Origin of the sequence: Devosia lucknowensis (genome assembly GCF_900177655.1) — a bacterium.
In the GTDB taxonomy this organism is placed as follows: domain Bacteria; phylum Pseudomonadota; class Alphaproteobacteria; order Rhizobiales; family Devosiaceae; genus Devosia; species Devosia lucknowensis.
This window is the reverse complement of sequence record NZ_FXWK01000002.1, coordinates 143,697-167,098: the sequence shown is the minus strand read 5'-3', so window position 1 is coordinate 167,098 and position 23,402 is coordinate 143,697. Positions and strand designations below refer to the sequence as shown.

Below are 23,402 nucleotides of genomic sequence, written 5' to 3'. Positions count from 1 at the left end.
GAGAATTCGCGATGGATCAACTCGGCTTGCTCATTGCCAACGAAGACCAAAAGGCCACCGGTGGTGCGGTCTTCGAACGCCGCAATCCAATATCCGGCGAAGTGGCGACCCGCGCTGCCGCGGCAACGGTCGAAGATGCGCAGCGTGCGGCCGACGCCGCAGCAGCGGCCTTCCCGGAATGGTCCAGGACCGCCCCCAAGGAGCGGCGCAAGGTTTTGCTCAAGGCGGCGGATATACTCGAAAGCAAGGGCCCTCAGTTCGTCGAGGCCATGGGCGCAGAGATCGGTGCAACGGCCGGTTGGGCCATGTTCAACACGATGCTAGCCGCTGACATGCTTCGCGAGGCGGCCAGCCTCGTAACTCAGATCAAGGGCGAGATCATTCCCTCCAACCGCCCGGGTAGCCTGGCCATGGCCGTGAGGCAGCCTGCGGGTGTCGTGCTTTCCATGGCGCCGTGGAATGCTCCCGTCATTCTTGGCGTCCGCTCGCTCGCCACGCCGCTCGCCTGCGGTAACACCGTCGTCATGAAGACGTCGGAGCTCTGCCCGCGCACGCACCGGCTGATCGTCGAGGCCCTGCTCGAAGCCGGATTGCCAAAGGGAGCGCTCAATGCCGTGTCCAACTCACCCGACGATGCCGGCGAAATCGTCGAAGCCCTGATCGCCCACCCGGCGGTGCGCCGGGTTAATTTCACCGGCTCAACCCGCGTCGGCCGTATCATTGCTGAAAAGGCCGGGCGCCACCTCAAGCCCGCCCTGCTCGAACTGGGCGGCAAGGCTCCGTTCGTGGTCCTCGACGACGCCGATCTCGACGAAGCTGTGGCCGCCGCCGCATTCGGTGCCTACATGAACCAAGGCCAGATATGCATGTCCACCGAGCGTATCGTCGTGCTCGATACGATCGCCGACGCCTTCGTCGACAAGCTTTCTGCCAAGGCCAGGACGCTGGTGGCCGGCGATCCGACCAAGGGCGATACGCCGCTCGGTTCGGTGGTCGATGCCAGCGCTGCCCAGCGTCTCGAACAACTGATCAAGGACGCCACGGGCAAGGGTGCCGTGCTGGCCGCCGGCGGGCGCATCGATGGCACGATCATGGACGCAACCCTGCTCGACAAGGTCACGCCGTCGATGCGCATCTATGGCGAAGAGTCCTTCGGCCCGGTCGTTACCGTGGTCCGGGTCGGCTCGGTCGACGAGGCGGTTCGGGTGGCCAATGACACCGAATATGGCTTGTCGGCTGCGGTTTTCGGCAAGGACGTGAACCGGGCACTGGCAGTGGCGCGGCGCATCGAAAGCGGCATCTGCCACGTCAACGGCCCCACGGTCCACGACGAGGCGCAGATGCCCTTCGGCGGCGTAAAGGCTTCTGGATACGGACGTTTTGGCGGCAACTGGGGTATCGCCGAGTTCACCGAACTGCGCTGGGTCACCGTCCAAGATGGCCACATCCACTACCCGATCTGACCTGATACCAGCGAAGGCCGGTCTCACGGACCGGCCCTCGTATCCAGGCAATTTGCTAACACGCGGTTAGCATCTGGCGCAGCGCCAGGGCCAATTTGCTAACCGGCCGCTAACGGGGAAAAGGTGACCGGCTACTTTGCCTCGGTCCTCGACGTGATGCACAATCGGACAACGATTGGTCGAGGTATGGCATGGAACTGAAGATACACGAGAATGGCGACGAACTGGGTCGGCACGCCGCGGAGGACGGCGCCGCCGCCATCAACCACGCCATTGCACGTGCGGGCCAGGCCACCATCATCGTCGCCACTGGCGCCAGCCAGTTCGCCATGCTCGACGCACTGGTCGGCCACGACATCGACTGGAGCCGCGTGGCGGCTTTCCACCTCGATGAATATGTCGGCCTGCCGGCAACGCACAGGGCGAGCTTCCGCGGCTATCTGCGCACGCGCTTCGTCGACCGGGTGAAAGGCTTGCGGGAGTTCGTGGAAGTCGGCGGCGATGCGGCCGATCTCGGGGAAGAAGTGGCGCGGCTCAATGCCCGCCTCGCGGACGAAACGGTCGACGTGTGTTTCGCCGGCATCGGCGAGAACTGCCACCTGGCCTTCAACGACCCCCCGGCCGACTTTGCCATCGAGGATCCCTATATCGTGGTCGACCTCGACGCGGCATGCCGGCAACAGCAGTTCGGGGAAGGGTGGTTCGACAGTATCGAGGCCGTTCCCGCTCGGGCGATCTCGATGAGCATCCGGCAGATCATGAAGTCGCGAAAGATCGTGCTCAGCGTGCCCGACCAGCGCAAGGCCCTCGCGGTCCGCCAGGCCGTGCAGCAGCCGGTGTCGCCGCTCCATCCGGCATCGATCCTGCAGCGGCACCCCAATGCGACGCTGCATCTTGATCGGGCCTCGGCGAGCATGCTCGAATGATCAGTGACGGCCTCTCCGACCTGCAGGTCAACGGCTATGCCGGGGTGGATTTCAATGATCCGTCCCTGACCCCGGCCAAGCTCGACCTGGCGCTCGAAGCCATGCTCGTCTCGGGCGTGACGCAATGCCTGCCAACGATCATCACGGCTTTCCCCGATGAGCTTGCCGAGCGTTTCGCGGCACTCGACCATGCCGTGCGCTCGAGCCGGCTGGGTCCGGCCATGGTGCCCGGCTATCATCTGGAAGGGCCGTTTCTGAATGCCGGGGACGGCTATTCCGGTTGCCACCCGCAAGCGGCGATGACCGACCCCGATGCGGCGGTTATCGCGCGTATCGAGGATGGTCTCTCGCGGCCGATCCTGCTTGTGACGCTGGCGCCCGAGCGAAAAGGGGCGGGAGATTTCATCGCCGCGATGCGGCGACGGGGCAAGACACTCGCCATGGCCCATTCGGCGGCCAACTTTGCGCAAGTGAGCGCTGCCGCCGATGCGGGCCTGACGATGTCGACCCATCTCGGCAACGGGTTGCCGCACTCCTTGCCCAAGCTCGAGAACACGCTCCTCGCACAACTGTCCGAGCCCCGCCTTGCGGCGTGTCTTATCGCCGATGGTCACCACATGTCGCCGGACGCGCTGGCGGCCATGATCCGGATCAAGGGCGCGGACAAGTGCATTCTCGTCACCGACGCGGTGCTCGGTGCGGCCGCGGACCCTGGTGTCTACACATTCGCGGGCATACCCGTGGAACGCACGTCGAGTGGTGCCATGGTCCAGCCGGGAAAGACCATGCTGGCCGGATCGGCCCTGTGTCTCGACGACGCGGTGCGCAACACGATGGCCTGGGCTGGCCTCGAGGCGGAAACGGCGCTTGCCATGGCTTCGAAGGCGCCGCGCCGCGCGCTTGCAGACAGCATGCGACACCACGGGATCGTCATGGAGAGCGGTCGGGTGCGATGGGCCTCCGACATGACGCCAACGATCGAACGACTGCCAGCCGCTTAAGGGAGCGCGATCACCCGCGTCGAGGCCAGCGCCGATGCGGTGTCGAACCGCCCGGCGGGATCGCCATTGGTGATCAGCACATCTACGTGGCTCATCTGCGTCACCACATGCGGGGCACGTTTTTCGAATTTCTCGTCATGCGCGACGAGGATCACCTGCCGCGCCTGAGGGAGGATGGTGCGGACGAGGTCGACTTCCATCGGATCGAATTCCTGAACCGTGCCATCGCGGTCGATGGCGCTGGCACCTATGACCGCAACGTCGAACTTGAAGCGCTGGCGGCTCTCATCGGCGAGGGTCAGGACCGAGGAGTCCTTGTTGCGGACATAGCCGCCATAGACATAGACGGTTGCGTCGGTCTTGAGCGCGCAGGAATGGGCCACTTCAAGATTGGGCGTGGCGATCAGCACGCCGGGATGACGGGCCAACACTTCGTGGAGACTGTCGAACGTCGTCCCCAGACCCACGAAGATGGTGGCGCCGGGCACTAGAAATTCCTCGAGGGCCAGCACCAACTGACGCTTGACGGTCATCTGAATGGCGTGACGCTCGTCGAGGGTGTGATGGGCCACGCCCGGTGAGGCGAAGGCCCCGCCAAAACCCTTTTGCAGCAGGCCTTGCTCTTCGAGAGTGCGCAGGTCGCGCCTGATCGTCTGGTAGGTGACGTCGAACCGGGCGGCGAGCTCGGCGACCGATGCGGCGCCGTTGGTGCGCACGGCATGCAGGATCGCCTGACGACGGTCGGCCGCGCGCCCGGTATCGGGGGCGGCCGGTTCCACCCCGCCGCCGAGGCGCGGCGCGATCTCGCCGCTCATTTCAACCGCACGCCGAGATAGGTGCGGTCGTCGGTCAATTGCGTGGGGGTCGTGCCCTTGGTGCTCATGTAGCGCCCGATCTTGTGGAAGTCTTCGGCTTCCACCTCCTGGAATGCTGCTTCCCACGAGGCGACGCCGAAGCCGGCTCCCGGCTTGAAATAGCCATCGGAGAATAGCTCGATTGTCTCGATGTCTGCCAGTGCGTAGCTGCGGGTTTCAACATAGCGGGAAGGGACGTCGAAGCCGTCGATGCCCCCATAGCCCAGCACCGGTTCGGTGACGTTCTGGAACTTGCCCTGGCCATGGGAAATGCCGTGCTGGACAAGCAGCAGCAATTCGGCATCCGGCACGTGCGGCAGGTGTTGCCGGCACGCCGCCATGGCCCGATCCTCGATGGCAGCGATGAGGGCATCGTCGGCCGTGATGCTACCGGCGGGCTGGTTGCGCGTACCCTGCCAGGTCATCGAGGCGGCAAGACGATCGCACTCGTCGATGGATTTGCCTTGCGCCTCGAAGAAGCGCCAGGTTTCCCGGCGCAGGATGGCGGTGACGTCGTCGAGTGGCTTGAGTACTTGCAGCGTGTCGTGGCCGTTGATGCGGATGCCACTATCGCCGACCGCGACGACTTCCAGCCGGTCGCCGATGATGAGGGCGGCCATCACGGTGCAGCCACCGCGCAGCTTCCAGTCTTTCTCCACGGCGTCCAGAGCGCCATTGGCCACGTAACCGGCGTGGATGGCCTTGCCCAGATAGTCGACGAAGTGTTCGCCGCCCTGGAATTGCCGATCTTCGGCATCCGCCCGGCCTTGGGCCAGGAGGAAGGTTTCGATGGCGCGCTGCACGGTGCGCGAGGCGAACTGCCCCGACAGCATGCCGCCATAGCGTGTGCCATTGCGGTCGGTCACGCCGTCGATGACGGCGTAACCGAGGTTTGGCATGACCACGAGGCTATCTTCGTTGGTCTCCGGATGGCCGAACTTCTTGCCCAGCGAAAATGCTTCAAGCTGCCTCATATGGTCCTGCTCTGGTGTTTCTGTCGTTGAACCGGTTTCGGCTTATTCGCCGATCGCGGTCCGCCACTTCGCGAGCACTTCCTCGGCACCGCCGAAGTCGCTCAGGGGCTTGACGTTGACCAGGGTGAGGTCGGCGAGGTTCGGCGTGCCGGCCGGACCGGCGACGTCCAGACGCACGGAGCGGCGGCCGATATCCATGGCCAGCTTTTCCTGGGTGGACTTGGACATGGCCCAATCGATGAAGGCCTTGCCGCCTTCTGGATTGGGGCTGCCCTTGACCAGAGCAACGCCATCGGGCGTCGCGGCCGTGCCATCGGCAAGATGCACGATCGAAATCGGTGCACCGCCCTGGACGTATTCGAGAGCGTTATCCTCGAGCGTCAGGCCCATCGAGGTTTCACCATCGGCCACGAAGCGCGGCACGGCGCCCGACGAGTCGGCGAACACGAAGTTCTTGGCGATCTCGGCATACTTGTCCCAGCCTTCGTCACCAAAGACGGTGAGCACCGTCTGGAGCTGCTGCATGGCCGAGCCCGAACCATCGGCACGGGCGCTGGCGATCTGGCCAGCCCACTTCGGATCGGCCAGTTCGGCCCAGGTCTTGGGCGCGGTGTCGATCGGCTGCAGGTCGGTATTGACGGCTAGCACGTAGACCACGGCGGTGTATGGCGTCCAGGAATCGTCCTTGACGAATTGCGGATCGATCTGGTCGGCCTCGGGCGGGGTGTAGGGTTCGAGCAGGTCTTCGAGCTCGGTGAGCTGGCTGCCCGAAATCGACCAGATGACGTCTGCCGCCGGGGCGCCGGCTTCGGCCTGCACGCGCTTGGCGATGTCACCCGAACCGAGCTTGACCACTTCGGCCTTGAGGCCGGTTTCCTGCTCGAAGATGGGCAGAAGTGTATCGACGATGGACGACTTGTGCGCGGTGTAGATGACCACGGAGCCATCCTGCGCCAGGGCCAGCGACGTCATGCTGGTCGAGGCGATCAGCGCCGCCGCCGACAGAGCGAGAAATGTACGTTTGCGAATGTTCATTCGAATCCTCCCTTTTCGATTACGATCATTGCGAGATCGATTTTATCCTGAACTACGCGGAAATATGTTGCAATACGAAAGTTTGTGGGGTGTCTTAGAGCCAAAGGGATGAGGGAGAAAACGGCATGAGCTATTTGACGGTCGCCGACGCAACCAAGCAGTTCGGGCCAACATTCATGGCTTTGAACGGGGTGTCGGTTTCGATCGAGCGGGGGGAATTCTTCACGCTGCTCGGACCCAGCGGATGTGGCAAGACCACGCTGTTGCGCGCCATCGCCGGCTTCAACGACCTCACCTCGGGCAGCATTACCCTCGATGGCGCCAACCTGCGCGCCGTGCCGCCGCACCAGCGCGACATCGGCATGGTGTTCCAGGATTATGCGGTGTTTCCGCACCTGAGCGTGTTCGACAATGTTGCCTTCGGGCTGAAGCCCCGCAAAGTGCCGGCCGCCGAGATCAAGACGCGGGTTACGCAGGCTCTCGAGGCGGTTCGCCTCGGCGCGATGGCCGAGCGCCTGCCGGCCGCCATGTCGGGTGGCCAGCAGCAGCGTATCGGCCTTGCGCGTGCCATGGTCATCAATCCGCGCCTGCTGCTCATGGATGAGCCGCTGTCCAACCTCGACGCCAAACTGCGCATCGAGCTGCGCGAGGAAATCCGCGATATCCAGAAGCAGGTGGATATCGCAACCATTTATGTGACGCACGACCAGGAAGAGGCTCTGGCCATTTCGGACCGCATCTGCGTGATGAATGCCGGGCGCATCGAACAGGTGGGTACGCCGCAGGAAATCTACGGCAATCCGCAGACCCGTTTCGTCGCCGAGTTCGTGGGGACGATCAACGTGTTCACCCCCGGCCCGGCGCTCGACGCCATGCTGGCCACGCTGGACCTCAAGGCGCCGGCTGCGGCAACCTGGGCGGCGCGCCCGGAGCACCTGCTGCTGACCGGACCCGGGGGCGATGGCGCACAGGGCGCGACGCTGGCAGGCACGGTGACGAAATACACCTATCTCGGGCGCGAAGCGCATGTGCAGGTGGACACCCCTGCCGGCCTGCTGGTGGTGCAGATCGCCAATCCGGGCATGGCGGCGACCCGCGAAGCCGGTGAGGCCGTGACGGTCGTCATCCCGCGCAATGCGCCCATGGCCTTCGGCGCCGACGGCGCCCGCATCGCAGGGTGATCGCCATGCCACGCTTCAATTTCTGGACCGTCGCCATGATCCTCACCTGGATCATGCTGTTCGTGCTGCTGTTCATTCCGGTCGGCTCGGTGCTGGTCTCCAGCCTCTACGACCAGAGCGGCAACTTCACCTTCGCCAACTATCTCAAATTCCTGGGCGAACCGCGCTTCCTGCAGGCCTTCGTCAACACGCTGGTAGTCGGCTTCGGCGGGCTCATCGGCGCGTTGCTGCTCGGCTCGATCATGGCCTTCTGCGTGTCGCGCTTCGTCATTCGCGGCGGCAAGTTCGTATCGCTGCTCGCCATCCTGGCGCTGGTCTCGCCGCCCTTTATCGGGGCCTATTCGTGGATCGTGCTGTTCGGCGCCGGGGGCGTTGTGCGCGGTTTCCTGCGCGACTTCGGCATCAACATGCCGCCGATCTACGGGGTCGGCGGCATCCTCATCGTCTTCTCGCTCAAGTTCTACCCCTATGTGTACCTGATGGTCTCCGGGGCGCTGAGCAACGTCAACCGTTCGCTCGAGGAAGCCGCGGAAGGCCTGGGGCTGACGCCCTGGCAGCGCACCATGAAAATCTCCTTCCCCATGGTGTTTCCCGCGCTGACCGCCGGCGGCCTCCTGGCGCTGATCCATGCCATCGCCGATTTCGGCACGCCGCGCCTGCTCGGCCGCGGCTATAACGTGCTCGCCACCGAAGCTTTCACGCTCTACGCCGCCGAAGTGGGCTCGAACATGTCGATGGCGACCACGATCAGCGTCGTGCTGATCCTCGTTTCCATGCTCTTCGTGCTGCTGCAGCGCTACATGTCGCGCCGCAACGTCTACCACGGCAACATGATCAACAAGCCGGTGCGCATCCAGCTCAAGGGGTGGCGCAATGTGCTCGCGCATTTCGCCGTGTATTTCATCGGCCTCTGCGGCGCGCTGCCGGTGATCATTTCGGTGATCTACTCGTTCCGCAAGACCAGCGGCCCGGTGTTCCAGGACGGCTTCGCGCTGCAGAGCTACGAGCGCATCCTGTTCGGCCTGGGCGACGTGGTGCGCAATTCGCTCACCTTCTCCTTCGCCGCCGTGGCGCTGATCGTGGTCGTGGGGACGATCGTGGGCGTGCTCGTGGCGCGGCGCACCAATTTCAACACGGCGCTGCTCGACGGCGCCTTCATGGTGCCCTACGTGATGCCCGGCATCGTCATCGGCATCGCCTTCATCGCGGCCTTCAATACCGGCCCGATCGTGCTGACCGGCACGGCGGCGATCATCGTGCTGTCGATCTTCATCCGCCGCTTGCCCTACACGGTGCGGACCACGGCTTCGTCGCTGCGCCAGATCTCGCCCAGCATGGAAGAGGCGGCCATCTCGCTCGGCTACAGCCCGTTCCAGGCCTTCCTGCGGATCACCGTGCCGCTGATCGTGCCGGGCATCATCGCCGGCGGGATGCTGAGCTTCGTCACCGCAATCAACGAGCTGTCGTCCTCGCTGGTGCTCTATGTGGGCAGCACGATGACCATGCCGGTGCGCATCTACCTGCTGATCCTCGATGGCGATTTCGGCGTGGCCGCCGCCCTCTCGACGGTGCTGTTGCTGCTCAGCGGCTGCGCGGTGTACCTCGCCTTCCGCTTCATGGGACGCAACGAGCAGGCGCTGCTCTAGGGGCAGTCAACCGCAGAGCGCGGCGAGAGCCCTGCCGACGCTCGTATCGGGATTGCCGAGGTCGAGCGCCACGCTCATGTGGTCGGCCCCGGCAATGGTTTGCACCGGCCGACCGAGCCGTGCCGCAAGCGCGGCCGCCTGGTCGTGGAACGGCGCCGTTTCCCGCTCGCCGACGAGGATGCGGATGTCGGCGGTGGTGTCGATCGGCAGATGCAGCGGGGAAAACGCCGCCGCCTCCGCCGCCGTGATGCCGATCAGCGGATCGAGGAACGACTGGCGCAGCGGCGCGATGTCGTAGACGCCGCTGAGCAGCAGGCAACCCCTGGGGCGCGGCGCCCCGGCATCGGCGAGCAGCGTGGCGCACAGATGCGCGCCGGCCGAGTGCCCGGACATGGAGAGCCTCGCCCCCTCGCCGCCGAACGATCCCGCATTGGCGACGAGCCAGCGCGCGGCGCTCTTGACCTGGGCGACGATGGTCTCCATCCGCACCGCCGGCATCAGCGAATAGTCCATCACCGCCGCAATGGCTCCGGCGGCCGTGACCGTATCGGCGACGAACGAAAAATCGCCCTTGCCGAACATGCGCCAGTAGCCGCCGTGGACGAAGAGATGCACCGGCGCGGGGCCGTCGAGCCGTGGCGGGAAGAACAGGTCCAGCCGCTCATCCGCACCCGCGCCATAGGCGACGTCGAGGTCCGCCCGCAGCCGTGACCGCGTTTGGGCACTGCGTTGCGCATACTGGGCGACGTAGTCCTCGAACTCGGGGACGTGGTCGCGGGTGCGAAAAAGGTCGACCATCAGAACGAGGTCGCGATGTATTTGGGCTCCATGAACTCGGCGATGCCGTGCACGCCGCCCTCACGACCGAGACCGCTCTGCTTGACCCCGCCGAATGGCGCTGCCGGATCGGACACCAGACCGCGGTTGAGGGCCACCATGCCCGCCTCGATCCGCCCCGCCACGCCAAGACCACGCTTGAGGTCGGTGGTAAAGACATAGGCGGCAAGGCCGTATTCGGTGTCGTTGGCAAGGCGCACCGCTTCGTCCTCGGTGGTGAAGCGATAAAGCGGCGCCACCGGCCCGAAGATCTCGTCCCGCGCCATGTCGGCGCCCGGCGACACGTCTGCCAGGACGGTTGGCGGGTAGAAGAAGCCCTTGCCCTCAGGCCGCTTGCCGCCCACCAGCACGCGCGCACCCTTGGCAGTGGCGTCGGCCACGAGGGTCTCGATCTTGTCGACGGCCTTCCGGGTGATCATCGGTCCGCAAGAGGTAGCCGGATCTGTGCCGGGGCCGACGCGAAGCGCCGCCATGCGCTGGCTCAGCGCCTCGGCAAACCGGTCGTAGATGCCATCCTGGACAATGAAGCGGTTGGCCGCGGTACAGGCTTCGCCGGCATTGCGCATCTTGGCGACCATGGCGCCATCGAGCGCCGCGTCAAGATCGGCATCATCGAAGACCACGAAGGGCGCGTTTCCACCCAGCTCCATGGAGCAACTGAGAACGGTCTTTGCCGCCTCGGCGAGAAGCGTCCGGCCAACGCCGGTCGAACCGGTGAAGGAGAGTTTGCGCACTCGCGCATCGTTGAGCATGGTGGCCGTCACCGGGCCGGGGCGGCTGGTGGTGATGACGTTGACGACGCCTGCCGGCACGCCGGCTTCGGCATAGAGATCGGCCAGGGCATAGGCCGTCAGCGGCGTTTCGCTCGCGGGCTTGAGCACGACCGTGCAGCCGGCCGCCAGCGCGGGCGCGATCTTCCGGGTGGCCATGGCGGCCGGGAAATTCCAGGGCGTGATCAGCACGGCAATGCCGATCGGCTCCATGTCGACGAGGATGCGATTGCTGCCCGAGGGCGCCATGCGATACTCGCCCGAAATCCGTACAGCCTCCTCGGCATACCAGCGGAAGAACTCGGCGGCGTAGGTGACTTCGCCACGTGCATCGGACAGGGCCTTGCCGTTTTCGAGCGAGATCAGCGTCGCCAGTTCATCGAGCCGCTCAAGCATCAACTTGTGACAGCGGAGCAGGATTTCCGCCCGCTGGCGCGGCGGTGTCGCGCGCCAGCCCGGTGCGGCGGCTTCGGCAGCATCAACTGCCGCGCGCGCATCGGCCTCTCCGGCATCGGCAACTTCGGCCAGTACCGCCTCGGTCGACGGATCGACGACCGATATGCCCGATCCGGCGATCCATTTGCCACCAATGTAGAGCCCCTTGGCGAAGCGGCTGCAGTTGAGGCTGTCATTGGCGAGCGGGATGGCGTGTGCTTGACTCATTGTCGAGTTCCTTCGTGATCAGGACGCAGTGTTCAGCATGCCGGTATAGGCGGCGCTGACCAGGCGTTTCATGGCGGCGGCGTCGATGGGCCGCGGATTGTTGTTGATGAGCCGGGCAATGGTCATGGCCTGCTCGCAGGTCCAGTCCAGCTTGGCCTCCTCAAGTCCGAGGGCGCCGAGCGTCGGAGGAATACCGATCCGCTCGAACAACGCCCGGACCCGCTCGATCGCCGCATCCGCCAGTATTGTCTCGTCGTTCCCGGTGGCTCCTAGCGCTCGCCCGATTGCCGCCATTTCCGGTAGCGCATGCGAGCGATTGTACGTCATGACATAGGGCAACATGCACGCCACGCCCAGACCATGTGCCGTGTGGGTCAGGGTGCCGATCGGATACTGAATGGCGTGGGCCGCGGCCGTGCCGGCCGTGCCGAACGCCATGCCGGCGCATAAGGCTCCCATCATGACGTCGGCGCGGGCGTCGAGATCGCTTCCGGTCCGCCAGGCGCGTTCGAGGCTGCGGCCCAGAAGTTCGATGGCGAGCAGGGCAAAATGATCGGTAAGGGCGCTCTTGCCCAGGAAGACGCGCTCCTGCGCGAGAAGCGGGGTCGGCTGGCGACGGGTGGCCGTGAAGGCCTCGATCGCATGGGTGAGCGCGTCGGCGCCGGCTATGGCAGTCAGGCCCGCCGGACAGGTCACGGTCAGCTCTGGATCGCAGATGGCCGCCGCCGGAATGAGGTGGGCGCTCGAGATGCCGATCTTCATGGCACGATCGGGATCGGACAGCACGGCAACGGGTGTGACTTCCGAACCGGTGCCGGCCGTGGTCGGCACCGCGATGACCGGAAGGATCGGACCCGGCACCTTGCCCTCGCCATAATAATTCTCCGGCGAACCACCATGACGCAGCAAGAGCGCGACCGTCTTGGCGAGGTCGAGGCAGGAGCCGCCGCCTATGCCGATGACGAGATCGGGGCCGAACGCGCGTGCACCCGCGGCGACGCGGTTGCAGGAATCGCGCGGCACGTCCGGTTCCACGCTCGCATCCACGAGGACGTCTATTCCTTCGCTTCGAAGCAGCGCGACCATGTCGGTGAACACGGTTTCGCCAGCGAGGCGGGCATCGGTGCAGACCAGGGCGCGCTTGCCGAGGCCTGATGCGACCTTGCCGAGGGCGTGCCTCTGTCCGGTGCCGAAGAGCACCTCGCGCGGCAGTCTGAGGGCAGCGAATAGACTCATGTCTGGAGTTCCCGGATGGCGAGCGGTGTCGATGATGAAGAGGCGAGGCGGTCGGTCAAATCGGACCAGAGGCGGTCGTTGATGTCGAAACCGGCCTCGAGAGCGTTCTGGCGCCTGGCCCGTGCGCGATCGCCCGGCACGGAGACCGGGCTGGCCGCGTCAGCGGGCGGGCTGGATCGCAGCAGATCGAGATAGGCGCCGATGCCGCTTGCGCCGAAAGGCGATTGGGCGGGGTCGATGACGATGAACAGATCGCCCTTGTTGACGGGATGGGTGGCATCGAGCGTGCCATGGACCTGAGGGGCGAAGGCCGAGCCGGCCAGACTTGCCACCAGCAATTCGAAGGCCAGGCCCAGGCCATAGCCCTTGGCGCCGCCGAAGGGCGCGATGGACCCAAGCTTGGCCAGGTCCGCATCGGTCGTCGGCTTGCCCTCTGCGTCGAGCGCCCAGCCGTCAGGCAGGGGCGCACCGCGCATCGCATGATCATGGATCTTGCCCATGGATACCCGGCTCGTGGCGAGGTCGAGCACAAAAGGCTCCGCACCGGTCGGAATGCCGATCGCGATGGGATTGGTGCCCAGCATGGCGCGCGTGCCCCCATGCGGATGAACCAGCGCCTCGCTGGTGGACAGGGCCATGCCAATCTGCCCCGTCCGGGCGATGCGATCGACATAACCGGCAAGCATGCCCAGATGGTTGGCGTTCCGGATCGCGGCAAAGGCAATGCCGCTGGCGCCAACCCGTTCGACCAGAGCGTCGATGGCCGCATGGGCGACAACGGGGCCGAGCCCCTGTCGCCCATCGACATGCAGTTCACCCGAGCGGTTCCAGGAGGCGGCGCCACGGGTGCGCGGATCGGCGAGGCCCTTTGCGATACGGTCTAAAAGGCGTGGCAGTCGCTGCAATCCATGCGAGGGATGACCGCGCAGCTCAGCTTCGAGAAGGTGGTCGGCCTGAATGCATGCATGGGCTTCCGGCGTGCCCGCTGCGATCAGCAGGCCTTCCGCCACCCCCATTGCCTCACCGGCCAAAACCTTCATCGGAAATCCTATAGGATATCGTATTGCGTCGGTCGCAACATCGTGTTAGCCAGTAGTCATTGTCAAGGGGGAAAGATGGCCAGAGAGCTTCCGACAGCCCAGAATGGTAGCGCCGAACCGGTCGGTGCAATCCAGCGCCACAGCCTCGCCACCGAGGTCTATGAAACTGTGTTCTCGCAGTTGATGGCGCTCAAGATTGCCCCGGGATCGCGCATCACCGTCGACAATCTGGCACGCGAATTGCGCGTGTCCCAGACGCCCATCCGCGAGGCGCTGAGCCGCCTCGAGGCCGAAGGGCTGGTCAACAAGACCCATCTGGTCGGCTACAGCGCCGCGCCGCAGATCACGTCCAAGCAGTTCGCCGACCTTTACGAACTGCGTCTCTTGCTCGAACCCGATGCCGCGCGCCGTGCAGTGGCTATGCTGACCCCGGATTCGGTTGCCGAACTCACCGAGGCGGCCGGCGTCATGGGGCGTCGCGCCAAGAGCGGCGACGAGCGCGCCCGCTATTCGCAGTTCGCGCGCCAGGACGCCGTCTTCCACGACATGATCATGCAGGTGGCCGGCAATCAGCTGATCCGTGACACGCTCAACCACCAGCATGTGCATTTTCACATTTTCCGCCTGATGTTCCACTCCCGGGTGACAGAGGAAGCGCTGGCCGAGCACGAAGCAATCATCGCCGCTTTCGAGGCGCGCGATGCCGATGCCGCGCAAAAGGCGATGCGCATCCACATCGAGCGGTCGCGCGACCGCCTGCTGCCGGTCTTTGACGAATGAGCGCGGGCGAGATGATCGACGAACAGGTATCGCCAGGGCATGCGGCACCGCTGATGCAGCTGTCCGGACTGGGCAAGGCCTATGGTTCGGTGCGGGTTCTGTCCGACGTCAATCTCGATATCCGCCCGGGCGAAATCCACGCCATCATCGGGGAGAACGGGGCCGGGAAGTCGACGCTGATGCGGCTGATTTCCGGACACGTGAAGCCCACCGAAGGCAGCATCCGGCTGGCCGGTGAAGAGGTCGAATTCGTCAACCCGGCTGCGGCTGAGCATGCGGGAATCGCCCTGGTGCACCAGGAAATCCTGCTCGCTGACGGCCTCACTGTCGTCGAAAACCTGTTTCTCGGCCGCGAAATGACGCGCAATGGGGTGGTCGACGACCGCAGCATGGAGCGCATCGCCAGCCAAAAGCTCGCCGCACTGGGTTGCACAGCCTCGCCACGGGCGCTGGTGCGCAGTCTTCCCATCGCCCAACGCCAGCTGGTGCAGATCGCGCGGGCGCTGCTGGAAGAACACCGGCTGGTGATTTTCGACGAACCGACCGCCGTGCTGACCACGACCGAAGTCGACACCCTGCTCGGCATCGTGCGCGGGCTGCGCGATCGCGGCGTCGCAATTCTCTACATCTCGCACCGGCTCAACGAGGTCGAGGCGCTGGCCGACCGCATCACCGTGCTGCGGGACGGCAAGATGATCGGCACCTATGACGCGGTGGACGTGTCCCAGGAAGACATGGCGCGGCTGATGGTCGGGCGCGAGCTCGCTATGCTCTATCCCGCCAAGCGCGGCCCCTCTTCGGAGGAACCGGTGCTGGAGATCGAACATCTGAGCGTTCCCGGTTTCGTCGAGGACGCCTCGCTCGTGGCCCGCCCCGGCGAAGTGCTGGGTCTTGGTGGCATGATCGGCGCCGGCCGCACGGAACTGTTCGAGGGGTTGCTGGGCCTGCGCCCGGCCAAGGTTAGTCAGGTGCGGGTAGGCGGCAAGCTCGTCCGGATCGGCTCGGTTGCCGACGGAGTCGAGGCAGGCATCGGCTACCTCACCGAAGATCGCAAGGGCAAGGGCCTGCTGCTGCGCGAAAGGCTGGCGCCGAACCTGGTGCTCACGGCGCTCTCGCGCCTTTATCGCAAGCCCTATCTCGAACAGGGGCTCGAGCAGCGCGAGCTCGACCGGGCCGTCGACGAATACGATATCCGGGTGCGCTCCAAACGCCTCGAGGCCGGGCAATTGTCCGGCGGCAATCAGCAGAAGCTGCTCCTAGCCAAGATCATGATGCTCGATCCCAAGGTCGTCATCATCGACGAACCGACGCGCGGCATCGACATCGGCAACAAGAGCCAGATCTACGCCTTCATCGACGCGCTGATCCGGGCCGGAAAGGCCTGCATCGTCATCTCGTCGGAGCTGCAGGAACTGGTGGGCCTGTGCGACCGCATCCTGGTGATGCGGGCAGGGCGGATCGTTGCCGAATTCGCCGACGAGGCGATCACCGAAGAAGCCGTCGTTCTGGCGGCCACAAGCGGCGGACCGAACGCCGCGGCAGGAGGACATCACTAAATGAGCGACATCGCGGCGACACCATCGCGCGAGCCTTTGCTCCAGCGCATCAACTGGGTCGATATCGGTCCCTTCATCGCCCTGGCCATCCTGGTCATGGTCGGCGTTCTCATCAATCCCGACTTCCTGGCCCCCACCAACATCACCAATGTGGTGACGCGCTCGGCCTTCATCGCCATCATCGCGGTAGGCGCCACCTTCGTCATATCCTCGGGCGGCCTCGACCTTTCCGTGGGATCGATGACGGCCTTCGTCACCGGCATCATGATCATGTTCATGAACGCCATGGTGCCCAGCATGGGCGGCAATGCCATCATCGCCGGCATGGCGCTGGTGCTGTGCGTGGGAGCGCTCTGCGGGCTGTTCAACGGCCTCATCGTCACCGTGGGCAAGATCGAGCCTTTCATCGTGACGCTCGGAACGATGGGCATTTTCCGCGCCCTCATCACCTTCATGTCCGACGGCGGCAACATTCCGCTCGACCGCAGCCTGCGCGAGCCGTTCCGGCCCGTCTACTACGGCACATTCGTGGGCATTCCGATCCCCATTCTGGTATCGATCGCCGTGGCCCTGGTGGGCGCCTTCATCCTCTACAAGACCAAGTTCGGCCGCCGCTGCGCCGCCGTGGGCGCCAACGAGGAAGTCGCGCGCTTCTCCGGCATCTCGGTGGGCCGCATCCGCACCATCGCCTTCGTCATCCAGGGCATCTGCGTCGCCATCGCCGCCATCTGCTACGTGCCCCGCCTCGGCGCCGCCACGCCGACCACCGGCCAGCTCTGGGAGCTGCAGGTGATCACCGCCGTCGTCATCGGCGGCACCGCCCTGCGCGGCGGCAAGGGTCGCATCTGGGGCACCGTGGCCGGCGCCGTCATCCTCGAGATGATCGCCAACCTCATGGTGCTCTCGAACTTCATCTCCGAATACCTCGTCGCTGCGGTGCAGGGCGTGATCATCATCATCGCCATGCTCGTACAGAGGTTCTCAAAGCAGCCGTGACCGGACCTCACGGCCTGCACAATGCTTCAGGTCCATTTCATTTCTGGGAGGAAATACCATTGAATCGTAATCTGTTTGCCGCCACCGCGCTGACGAGCCTGATGCTCGCCGTTCCTGCCTTCGCCCAGGAAACCCGGACCATCGCCGTCTCGGTTCCCGCAGCGACCCACGGCTGGACGGGCGGCGTGGTCTACCACGCACAAAAGGCCGCCGAGGAAATCCAGGCGGCGTTCCCCAATATCGAAGTCATCGTCAAGACCTCGCCTTCGGCTGCCGCGCAGGTGAGCGCCCTCGAAGACCTCACCGCCGCCGGCAATCTCGATGCGCTCGTCATCCTGCCGTTCTCGTCGGACGAACTGACCGGCCCGGTGCAGTCGGTTGCCGACGCGGGCACCTTCATCACGGTGGTCGATCGCGGCCTCACCGATCCGGAAATCCAGGACCTCTACGTTGCCGGCGACAATATCGCCGTGGGCTCGACCACGGCCAAGTTCCTCGTCGACAACCTCGGCGGCAAGGGTGACGTGGTCGTACTGCGCGGCATTCCGACCGTGATCGACGACGAGCGTATCCAGGGCTTCCAGGAAGGTCTCGAAGGCTCCGACATCAAGATCCTCGATATCCAGTATGCCAACTGGAACAGCGACGAGGCCTTCAGCCTGATGCAGGACTACCTGGCCAAGTACCCGCATATCGACGCGGTCTGGGCCAATGACGACGACATGCTGCTCGGCGTGCTCGAAGCCATCGAACAGTCCGGCCGCACCGAGATCAAGTATGCGCTCGGCGGCAACGGCATGAAGGAAATCATCGAAAAGGTCATGGCCGGCGACCCCATGACGCCGATCGAGACGCCCTATCCGCCGTCCATGATCAAGACGGCCATCTACATGACCGCCGCCCAGTTCAACGGCCAGGCGCCGGTGCGCGGCACCGTCAAGCTCGACGCCCCGCTGATCACCAAGGACAATGCGGAAGAATATTACTTCCCCGATTCCCCGTTCTGATCGCTTAATGGACCGCGCCCCGGCGCGGTCCAACCCCTATCGTTCGTTTGGAGACCCGAGAATGCCTGGCAAAAAAATCCTCATGCTGTGCGGTGAATTCACCGAGGAATACGAAATCTACGTCTACCAGCAGGCCATGGAAGCGGTGGGCCACACCGTGCATGTCGTCTGCCCGGACAAGAAGGCCGGCGACGTGATCGCCACCTCGCTGCACGATTTCGAAGGTCACCAGACCTATACCGAAAAGATGGGCCACTACGCGCTGATCAACAAAACCTTCAGCGAAGTGCGTCTCGAAGAATATGACGCGGTCTATGCCGCCGGCGGTCGCGGCCCGGAATATATCCGCACCGACAAGCGCGTGCAGGCCATGGTCCGCCACTTCCACGAAACCAAGAAGCCGATCTTCACGATCTGCCACGGCGTGCAGATCCTCATCGCCGTCGACGGCGTGGTGCGCGGCAAGAAGGTCGCGGCGCTCGGCGCCTGCGAGCCGGAAGTGACGCTGGCTGGCGGTACCTATATCGACCTCTCGCCGACCGAAGCCTATGTCGACGGCACCATGGTCTCGGCCAAGGGCTGGACGGCGCTGGCGGCCTTTATCCGGGAATGCCTCAAGGTACTCGGCACAGAAATCCGCCACAGCGGCGACGTCAGCGAAAAGGCTGCTTGATCGATCGACCGATGGCCGGACCTATCAGGGTCCGGCCCTCATTTGAGGACCTGCCTGAGCCGGAAATAGTTTGACCAGGTCTTGTCCTTGGCCCGTTCAGCCGCGGCCGCCAGCGAAAACCCGTTGGCCGACTTGAGCCCGGGCACCTCGTCCCACTCCACCGGCACGGCCACCGGAGCGCCCCCGCGCGAGCGCACCGACCACGGACTGATCGCGGTCGAACCGCGCTCGTTGCGCAAATAGTCGATGAACAGCCGGCCCTTGCGTCGCGCCTTCGAAATGTTGGCGGTGAAGCGATCGGGTTCGTCGTCGGCCATGGCCTGGGCGAAATCCTTGCAGAAGGTTTTGGCCGCCGGCCACTCGGCCTGCGGCTTGAGCGGCACGATCACATGGATGCCCTTGCCCCCCGACACCATCGGGAAACTCTTGAGGCCCAGGTCTGCCAGCCGATCGCGAATGTCGATGGCCGCGCTGGTAATGGCCGAAAAGTCCAGTGCCTCGTCCGGATCGATGTCGAAGACCAGCCGGTCTGGCTTTTCGACGTCATCGAAGCGCGATCCCCAGATGTGCCATTCGAGCACGTTCATCTGCGTTCCGGCCACGAGGCCCGCCAGATCCTCGACGTGGAAATAGTCTTTCTTCTCGCCATCCTTTTCCGCAATGGCGCGCGACAGCAACTGATCGGGAAAACCGCCGGTATCGTGTTTTTGGAAGAAGCAGTGCTTGGTGCGCCCCTGCGGACAGCGCACGAGGCTCAGCGGGCGGTTTCCGACATGGGGCAACATGGCCTCGACCACCTCGGAATAGTAATCGACGAGTTGCGCCTTGGTGACCCCCTGATCGGGAAACACCACGCGATGAGGCGAGGTAAGGCGAACCCCGACGCGTTCGGCGACCTCTTCGCCCTCTTCGTCGGTAATGGATACGCCGCTGTCAGGGGGGCGGGCCTTTTCCATCTTCACCTCCTTTGAGGGCTTGTCCTCTCGCAGCCCCAGAAATGACGGGTGCCTGAGAATGTCGTCGCCGGTCAGTTCGGTATAGGCGATCTCGGCAACCAGCTCGGGCTTGACCCAGTGAACGCCGCGCGCGCGCTCGCGCGGCACGGCTTCGAAGGGGTTGGTCTTCCGCGCCAGGGTCTTGAGGCGCGCGTCGAGGTCCAGCATGACATCCTGGGAAAATCCCGTGCCGACGCGTCCGCGATAGAGCAGCTTGCCATCTTCCCAGACGCCGAGAAGGAGCGAGGCGAAACCGCGGCGCTTGGTGGAGGGCGACCAGCCGCCGATGACGAATTCCTGGCGCTTAAGACACTTGATCTTGAGCCAGCTGCGGGTCCGATCGCCGCGATAGGGGTCGGCGAGACGCTTGGCGATGACACCTTCGTGGCCATCGCGGCACAGGGCTTCGAACACTTTCTGGCCGTGTCCGGTGACGTGCGACGAATATTGGACCGGATCCTGGCGCGCCGATTTGCCGAGCAGCTTTTCGAGCGCCGCCTTGCGTTCGATCAGCGGCCTTTTGGCGAGGTCCTTGCCGTCCAGCTCCAGAAGGTCGAAGGCGAAATATTCGAGCCGCCCGCCCCCGGATAGCACGTTCTTGAGGGTGGTGAAGTCGGTCCGCCCCTTGGCGTCGAAGGCGCAGATTTCGCCATCGATCACCGCTGAGCCGAGCTTGAGCTTCTGTAGAGGCTCGACCAGCGCCCCGAACTGTTCGGTCCAGTCGAGGCCATTGCGGGTATAAAGGCGAACGCTCTGTCCCTTGATCGCGGCAAGGCACCTGTAGCCATCATACTTCATCTCGAAGGCCCAGCCGTCGCCGGCCGGGACGCTGTCGACCAGTGTTGCCAGTTGAACGGGACGGAAGGCGGGGGCAGCGCCTTTCTTCGCGCTCTCGATGATCCGCGTCTTCTGGTCAGCCTTTTCGGCCTCTTCCGCGTCAGAGTGCCAGACCGCATCGGGCTGGGTCTTGCTCTTTTTCTGCGCCTCGGCGCCGGCTGCGATCTGCTTGAGGTCGCGGCCGGTATCGACCGAGCGGGTAAACCGGGTGGTGAGCGTGTCCTTGTCACGGGCATAGCTGTCGCGATGCTTGATGAGCAGCCAGTTCTCCCGGTCCGGGCCGGACCGGCGCTTGGTGTCCCGCCCCTTCATATGCACGAGGACATATTCGCCCTTCATCCTCTCGCCGAATAGGCGGAACTTGAGGTCGCCGCTTTCGAGCCCCTCGTGTGGATCCCCAATCGGCTCCCAGGTGCCGCGGTCCCAAAGCATGACGGTGCCGCCGCCATACTCGCCTTCGGGGATAGTGCCTTCGAAACCACCGTATTCGAGCGGGTGGTCCTCGACCCGCACGGCAAGACGCTTATCGCCCGGGTTGTTGGACGGCCCCTTGGTGACGGCCCAGCTTTTGAGCACGCCGTCGAGCTCGAGCCGGAAGTCGTAGTGGAGGCGGGTCGCGTCGTGCTTCTGAACCACGAAGCTGCCGCGTCCACTGCCCGATTTCGGTTCGGCGCCAGCGGGCTCCTGCGTCTTGGCAAAGTTTCGCTTGGCTTTGTAGTCCTTCAGAAGGTCGCCTGGGGTGGTCTTCATGTGAGTTGGCCCCGTCCAACCCGCAGCAGCGTGTCACATGCCAAATTCGGGAGCCAGGACGTCATCGTCAGCTCGCTTTCTTGCGTGCTGTGGTCGTTGTTTTCTTAGCCGTTGCCTTGGCGGGCGCCTTCTTCTCGGCTGGCTTGCGACGCGCGCTGGGACTGGTCTTGCCGCCCTCGAGGCTTTCCTTGAGCGCCGCCATGAGGTCGACGACATTGGAGCCGCTTGGGCGCTTGGGCTCGTCGCTGTCATCGGCGGTGATCTTGCGGCCCTTGTTCTTCATCTTTCGCTGGATCAGCTCGTGCAGGGCTGCTTGGTAGTGGTCCTTGAAGGCCTTGGCATCGAAGGCGGCGGTCTTCTTCTCGATCAGCGCCGTGGCGACTTCGAGAAGGTCAGGCTCGGCCTTCTTGTTCGATATCTGCGAGAAAAACGGATCGGATTTGCGGATTTCATCTTCGTAGTGCAGCGTCTCGAGCATAAGACCGGTGCCGCTGGGCTTGATGGCCGCAAGGTACTCCTTGCCGCGCATGGCGAGCTGGCCGAGCCCGACCTTCTGCGTCTTGCGCAGGGCATCCCGGATCACCCGGAAGGCGTCCTCGGCCAGTTCATCGGTCGGCACGACGAAATAGGACTTGTCGTAGTAGATCGGGTCGATCGCGCAGGCGCCCACGAACTGGGTCAGCTCGAGTGTCTTGCGGGTCTCGAGGCGAACGGCGTCGATCTCGTCATCGGTGAGGAGGACATAGTCGCCCTTCTCGTATTCGAAGCCCTTGATGATCTCGTCCTTGTCGACTGGCCCAACTCCGGCGACCACCTTTTCGTAGTGGATCGGCTTGCCCGTCGGCTCATGGATCTGCCGGAAGCTGGGCTTGGCTCCAGTCTTTGCGGCGCTGAAAAGCTCAACCGGGATGGACACGAGAGAAAGGCGCAGCTGGCCTTTCCAGATCGGACGCGATGCGGGCATGAACGGTACCTCCGCTGAGTTTGGCGACTCAACGCCGCGACCCGCACGCCGTTCCGTTCACCTTTGCGCGCAAACGGAACGCTTGGCGCCACCTCGTCATTGCAGCGACGACAAGAGGCGAGATCATGCATCTGGCAAGGATAGTTCTGGACAGAATGCGGGCCGACGAAATGGGCCCGGCGCCGACGCTGGCCTTTTCCTGCGACGTCGATCCGGGCTGGCACCGGCAGCGCAAGGGAACCGGCTTTTCCTACACCGCGCCCGACGGCAGCAGGCCCGACGCCAGCGAGCTTGCACGTATCAAGGCGCTCGCCATTCCGCCTGCCTGGACCGACGTGTGGATCTGCCGCGATGCCTGCGGGCATATCCAGGCGACCGGCCGCGACGAAAAGGGCCGCAAGCAGTATCGCTACCACGCCGAATGGACGGAGCAGCGCAGCGCCACCAAGTTCGAGACCCTTCCTGCCTTCGCGGCCGCACTGCCGGGCTTGCGCGAACAGGTGCAGCGCGACCTCCGCCGCCGGACGCTGGGCTATGAACGGGTGGTCGCCTCCGTCGTCTGGCTGCTCGACAACAGCCTCATCCGCATCGGCAACCCGGCCTATGCCCGGGATAACAAAAGCTTCGGCCTCACGACGCTCAGGCGACGCCATGTCGAGATTACCGGCCACAAGCTGCAGTTCCAGTTCAAGGGCAAATCGGGCAAGGAATGGCGCCTGCAGATGGCGGACCGCCGCATCGCCAATATCCTCAAATCGCTCCAGGAGCTGCCGGGGCAGCACCTGTTCAAATATGAGGACGAAGGTCACTACTGTTCGATCAGCTCGCGCGATGTGAACGACTATCTTGCGGCTTTCGCGGGTCCCGATTTCACCGCGAAGCACTTCCGGACCTGGGCCGGAACGGTGCGGGCCTTCGGCCTGTTCGCCGACGCCGAACTGCCCGAGACCAAGACCGCACAGGCCCGCGCCATGAACGCGCTGATCGATCAGGTCGCGGCCAAGCTTGGCAATACCCGAACCGTGTGCCGCCAATCCTATATCCACCCCGCCATTCCCAGGAGCTGGCAAGACGGCGAGTTGCGGCGTTCGGGACGCCTCAAGGCAGTCGACGGCATGGATGAGGATGAAGTGGAGACCGTCGCGTTCCTCAAGCGCCAGACCCACTAATTTCGATTATGCCGCACTCGGTTCGGAACTGTGTCCGCATTTGGGCGTT

20 protein-coding genes are annotated in these 23,402 nt (G+C 64.4%); 11 read left to right on the top strand and 9 right to left on the bottom strand.

Annotation, left to right across the window (positions count from 1 at the left end; translation table 11 throughout):
* The first annotated feature begins 11 nt into the window (after window positions 1-11).
* The 3 genes from CCK88_RS13195 to CCK88_RS13185 all read left to right on the top strand — a co-directional run bounded on the left by CCK88_RS13195 (window position 12) and on the right by CCK88_RS13185 (window position 3,390).
* Window positions 12-1,463 carry an aldehyde dehydrogenase gene (locus tag CCK88_RS13195; RefSeq protein WP_086471071.1) on the top strand — a complete coding sequence of 484 codons (1,452 nt, stop codon included), beginning with the start codon at window positions 12-14 and terminating at the stop codon, window positions 1,461-1,463.
* Window positions 1,464-1,654: 191 nt separating this feature from the next.
* Window positions 1,655-2,389, top strand: a complete 735-nt coding sequence (locus tag CCK88_RS13190) for a glucosamine-6-phosphate deaminase (RefSeq protein WP_086471070.1) — start codon at window positions 1,655-1,657, stop codon at window positions 2,387-2,389.
* Window positions 2,386-3,390, top strand: coding sequence for an N-acetylglucosamine-6-phosphate deacetylase (locus CCK88_RS13185; RefSeq protein WP_086471069.1), 1,005 nt, complete (start codon window positions 2,386-2,388; stop codon window positions 3,388-3,390). The genes CCK88_RS13190 and CCK88_RS13185 overlap by 4 nt, the downstream gene beginning before the upstream one ends.
* Here CCK88_RS13185 and CCK88_RS13180 read toward each other — a convergent pair.
* Genes CCK88_RS13180 through CCK88_RS13170 form a run of 3 tightly spaced genes read right to left on the bottom strand, consistent with a single transcriptional unit; the run spans window position 3,387 to window position 6,253 of the window.
* A complete protein-coding gene (locus tag CCK88_RS13180) occupies window positions 3,387-4,205 on the bottom strand; it encodes a DeoR/GlpR family DNA-binding transcription regulator (protein WP_086471068.1) in 819 nt (272 codons plus the stop codon). The two genes, CCK88_RS13185 and CCK88_RS13180, sit on opposite strands and share 4 nt — an antisense overlap.
* On the bottom strand, window positions 4,202-5,218 hold the full coding sequence (locus CCK88_RS13175; protein WP_086471067.1) for a protein phosphatase 2C domain-containing protein: 1,017 nt from the start codon (window positions 5,216-5,218) through the stop codon (window positions 4,202-4,204). Before CCK88_RS13175 ends, CCK88_RS13180 begins: the two co-directional genes overlap by 4 nt.
* A gap of 42 nt (window positions 5,219-5,260) precedes the next feature.
* Window positions 5,261-6,253 (bottom strand): extracellular solute-binding protein, encoded by a 993-nt coding sequence (locus CCK88_RS13170; RefSeq protein ID WP_086471066.1) that lies wholly within the window; start codon window positions 6,251-6,253, stop codon window positions 5,261-5,263.
* A 125-nt stretch (window positions 6,254-6,378) separates the two neighbouring features.
* Here CCK88_RS13170 and CCK88_RS13165 point away from each other — a divergent pair, with 125 nt between their 5' ends.
* Window positions 6,379-7,434, top strand: coding sequence for an ABC transporter ATP-binding protein (locus tag CCK88_RS13165; protein WP_086471065.1), 1,056 nt, complete (start codon window positions 6,379-6,381; stop codon window positions 7,432-7,434).
* A 5-nt stretch (window positions 7,435-7,439) separates the two neighbouring features.
* Window positions 7,440-9,080, top strand: a complete 1,641-nt coding sequence (locus CCK88_RS13160; RefSeq protein WP_140048987.1) for an ABC transporter permease — start codon at window positions 7,440-7,442, stop codon at window positions 9,078-9,080.
* Window positions 9,081-9,086: 6 nt separating this feature from the next.
* On the opposite strand, the gene CCK88_RS13155 is transcribed toward CCK88_RS13160, so the two are convergent.
* The 4 genes from CCK88_RS13155 to CCK88_RS13140 are packed head-to-tail and all read right to left on the bottom strand — an operon-like array spanning window position 9,087 to window position 13,626.
* Window positions 9,087-9,878 carry an alpha/beta hydrolase gene (locus CCK88_RS13155; RefSeq protein WP_086471063.1) on the bottom strand — a complete coding sequence of 264 codons (792 nt, stop codon included), beginning with the start codon at window positions 9,876-9,878 and terminating at the stop codon, window positions 9,087-9,089.
* Window positions 9,878-11,350 (bottom strand): NAD-dependent succinate-semialdehyde dehydrogenase, encoded by a 1,473-nt coding sequence (locus tag CCK88_RS13150; RefSeq protein ID WP_086471062.1) that lies wholly within the window; start codon window positions 11,348-11,350, stop codon window positions 9,878-9,880. Before CCK88_RS13150 ends, CCK88_RS13155 begins: the two co-directional genes overlap by 1 nt.
* A gap of 18 nt (window positions 11,351-11,368) precedes the next feature.
* Window positions 11,369-12,586 (bottom strand): iron-containing alcohol dehydrogenase, encoded by a 1,218-nt coding sequence (locus CCK88_RS13145; RefSeq protein WP_086471061.1) that lies wholly within the window; start codon window positions 12,584-12,586, stop codon window positions 11,369-11,371.
* Window positions 12,583-13,626, bottom strand: coding sequence for an Ldh family oxidoreductase (locus CCK88_RS13140; RefSeq protein WP_086471060.1), 1,044 nt, complete (start codon window positions 13,624-13,626; stop codon window positions 12,583-12,585). Before CCK88_RS13140 ends, CCK88_RS13145 begins: the two co-directional genes overlap by 4 nt.
* A 75-nt stretch (window positions 13,627-13,701) precedes the next feature.
* Here CCK88_RS13140 and CCK88_RS13135 point away from each other — a divergent pair, with 75 nt between their 5' ends.
* The 5 genes from CCK88_RS13135 (at window position 13,702) to CCK88_RS13115 (ending at window position 18,638) form a co-directional block, all read left to right on the top strand.
* Window positions 13,702-14,406 (top strand): GntR family transcriptional regulator, encoded by a 705-nt coding sequence (locus CCK88_RS13135; protein ID WP_086471059.1) that lies wholly within the window; start codon window positions 13,702-13,704, stop codon window positions 14,404-14,406.
* A gap of 11 nt (window positions 14,407-14,417) precedes the next feature.
* A complete protein-coding gene (locus CCK88_RS13130; RefSeq protein ID WP_244557528.1) occupies window positions 14,418-15,962 on the top strand; it encodes a sugar ABC transporter ATP-binding protein in 1,545 nt (514 codons plus the stop codon).
* Entirely contained in the window at window positions 15,963-16,958 is a 996-nt protein-coding gene (locus CCK88_RS13125; protein ID WP_086471057.1) for an ABC transporter permease, read from the top strand.
* Between the two features lie 101 nt (window positions 16,959-17,059).
* Complete coding sequence (locus CCK88_RS13120) at window positions 17,060-17,965, top strand: substrate-binding domain-containing protein (protein ID WP_086471958.1); 906 nt, start codon at window positions 17,060-17,062, stop codon at window positions 17,963-17,965.
* Window positions 17,966-18,026: 61 nt separating this feature from the next.
* On the top strand, window positions 18,027-18,638 hold the full coding sequence (locus CCK88_RS13115; protein ID WP_086471056.1) for a DJ-1/PfpI family protein: 612 nt from the start codon (window positions 18,027-18,029) through the stop codon (window positions 18,636-18,638).
* Window positions 18,639-18,676: 38 nt separating this feature from the next.
* On the opposite strand, the gene ligD is transcribed toward CCK88_RS13115, so the two are convergent.
* Window positions 18,677-21,220: a DNA ligase D gene (ligD, locus tag CCK88_RS13110; RefSeq protein WP_086471055.1), complete on the bottom strand. Its 2,544-nt coding sequence runs from the start codon at window positions 21,218-21,220 to the stop codon at window positions 18,677-18,679.
* A gap of 67 nt (window positions 21,221-21,287) precedes the next feature.
* A complete protein-coding gene (ku, locus tag CCK88_RS13105; RefSeq protein WP_086471054.1) occupies window positions 21,288-22,184 on the bottom strand; it encodes a non-homologous end joining protein Ku in 897 nt (298 codons plus the stop codon).
* A 155-nt stretch (window positions 22,185-22,339) separates the two neighbouring features.
* Between ku and CCK88_RS13100 the strand changes: the two genes are divergently transcribed.
* Window positions 22,340-23,353, top strand: coding sequence for a DNA topoisomerase IB (locus CCK88_RS13100; RefSeq protein ID WP_086471053.1), 1,014 nt, complete (start codon window positions 22,340-22,342; stop codon window positions 23,351-23,353).
* Window positions 23,354-23,402: the final 49 nt, after the last annotated feature.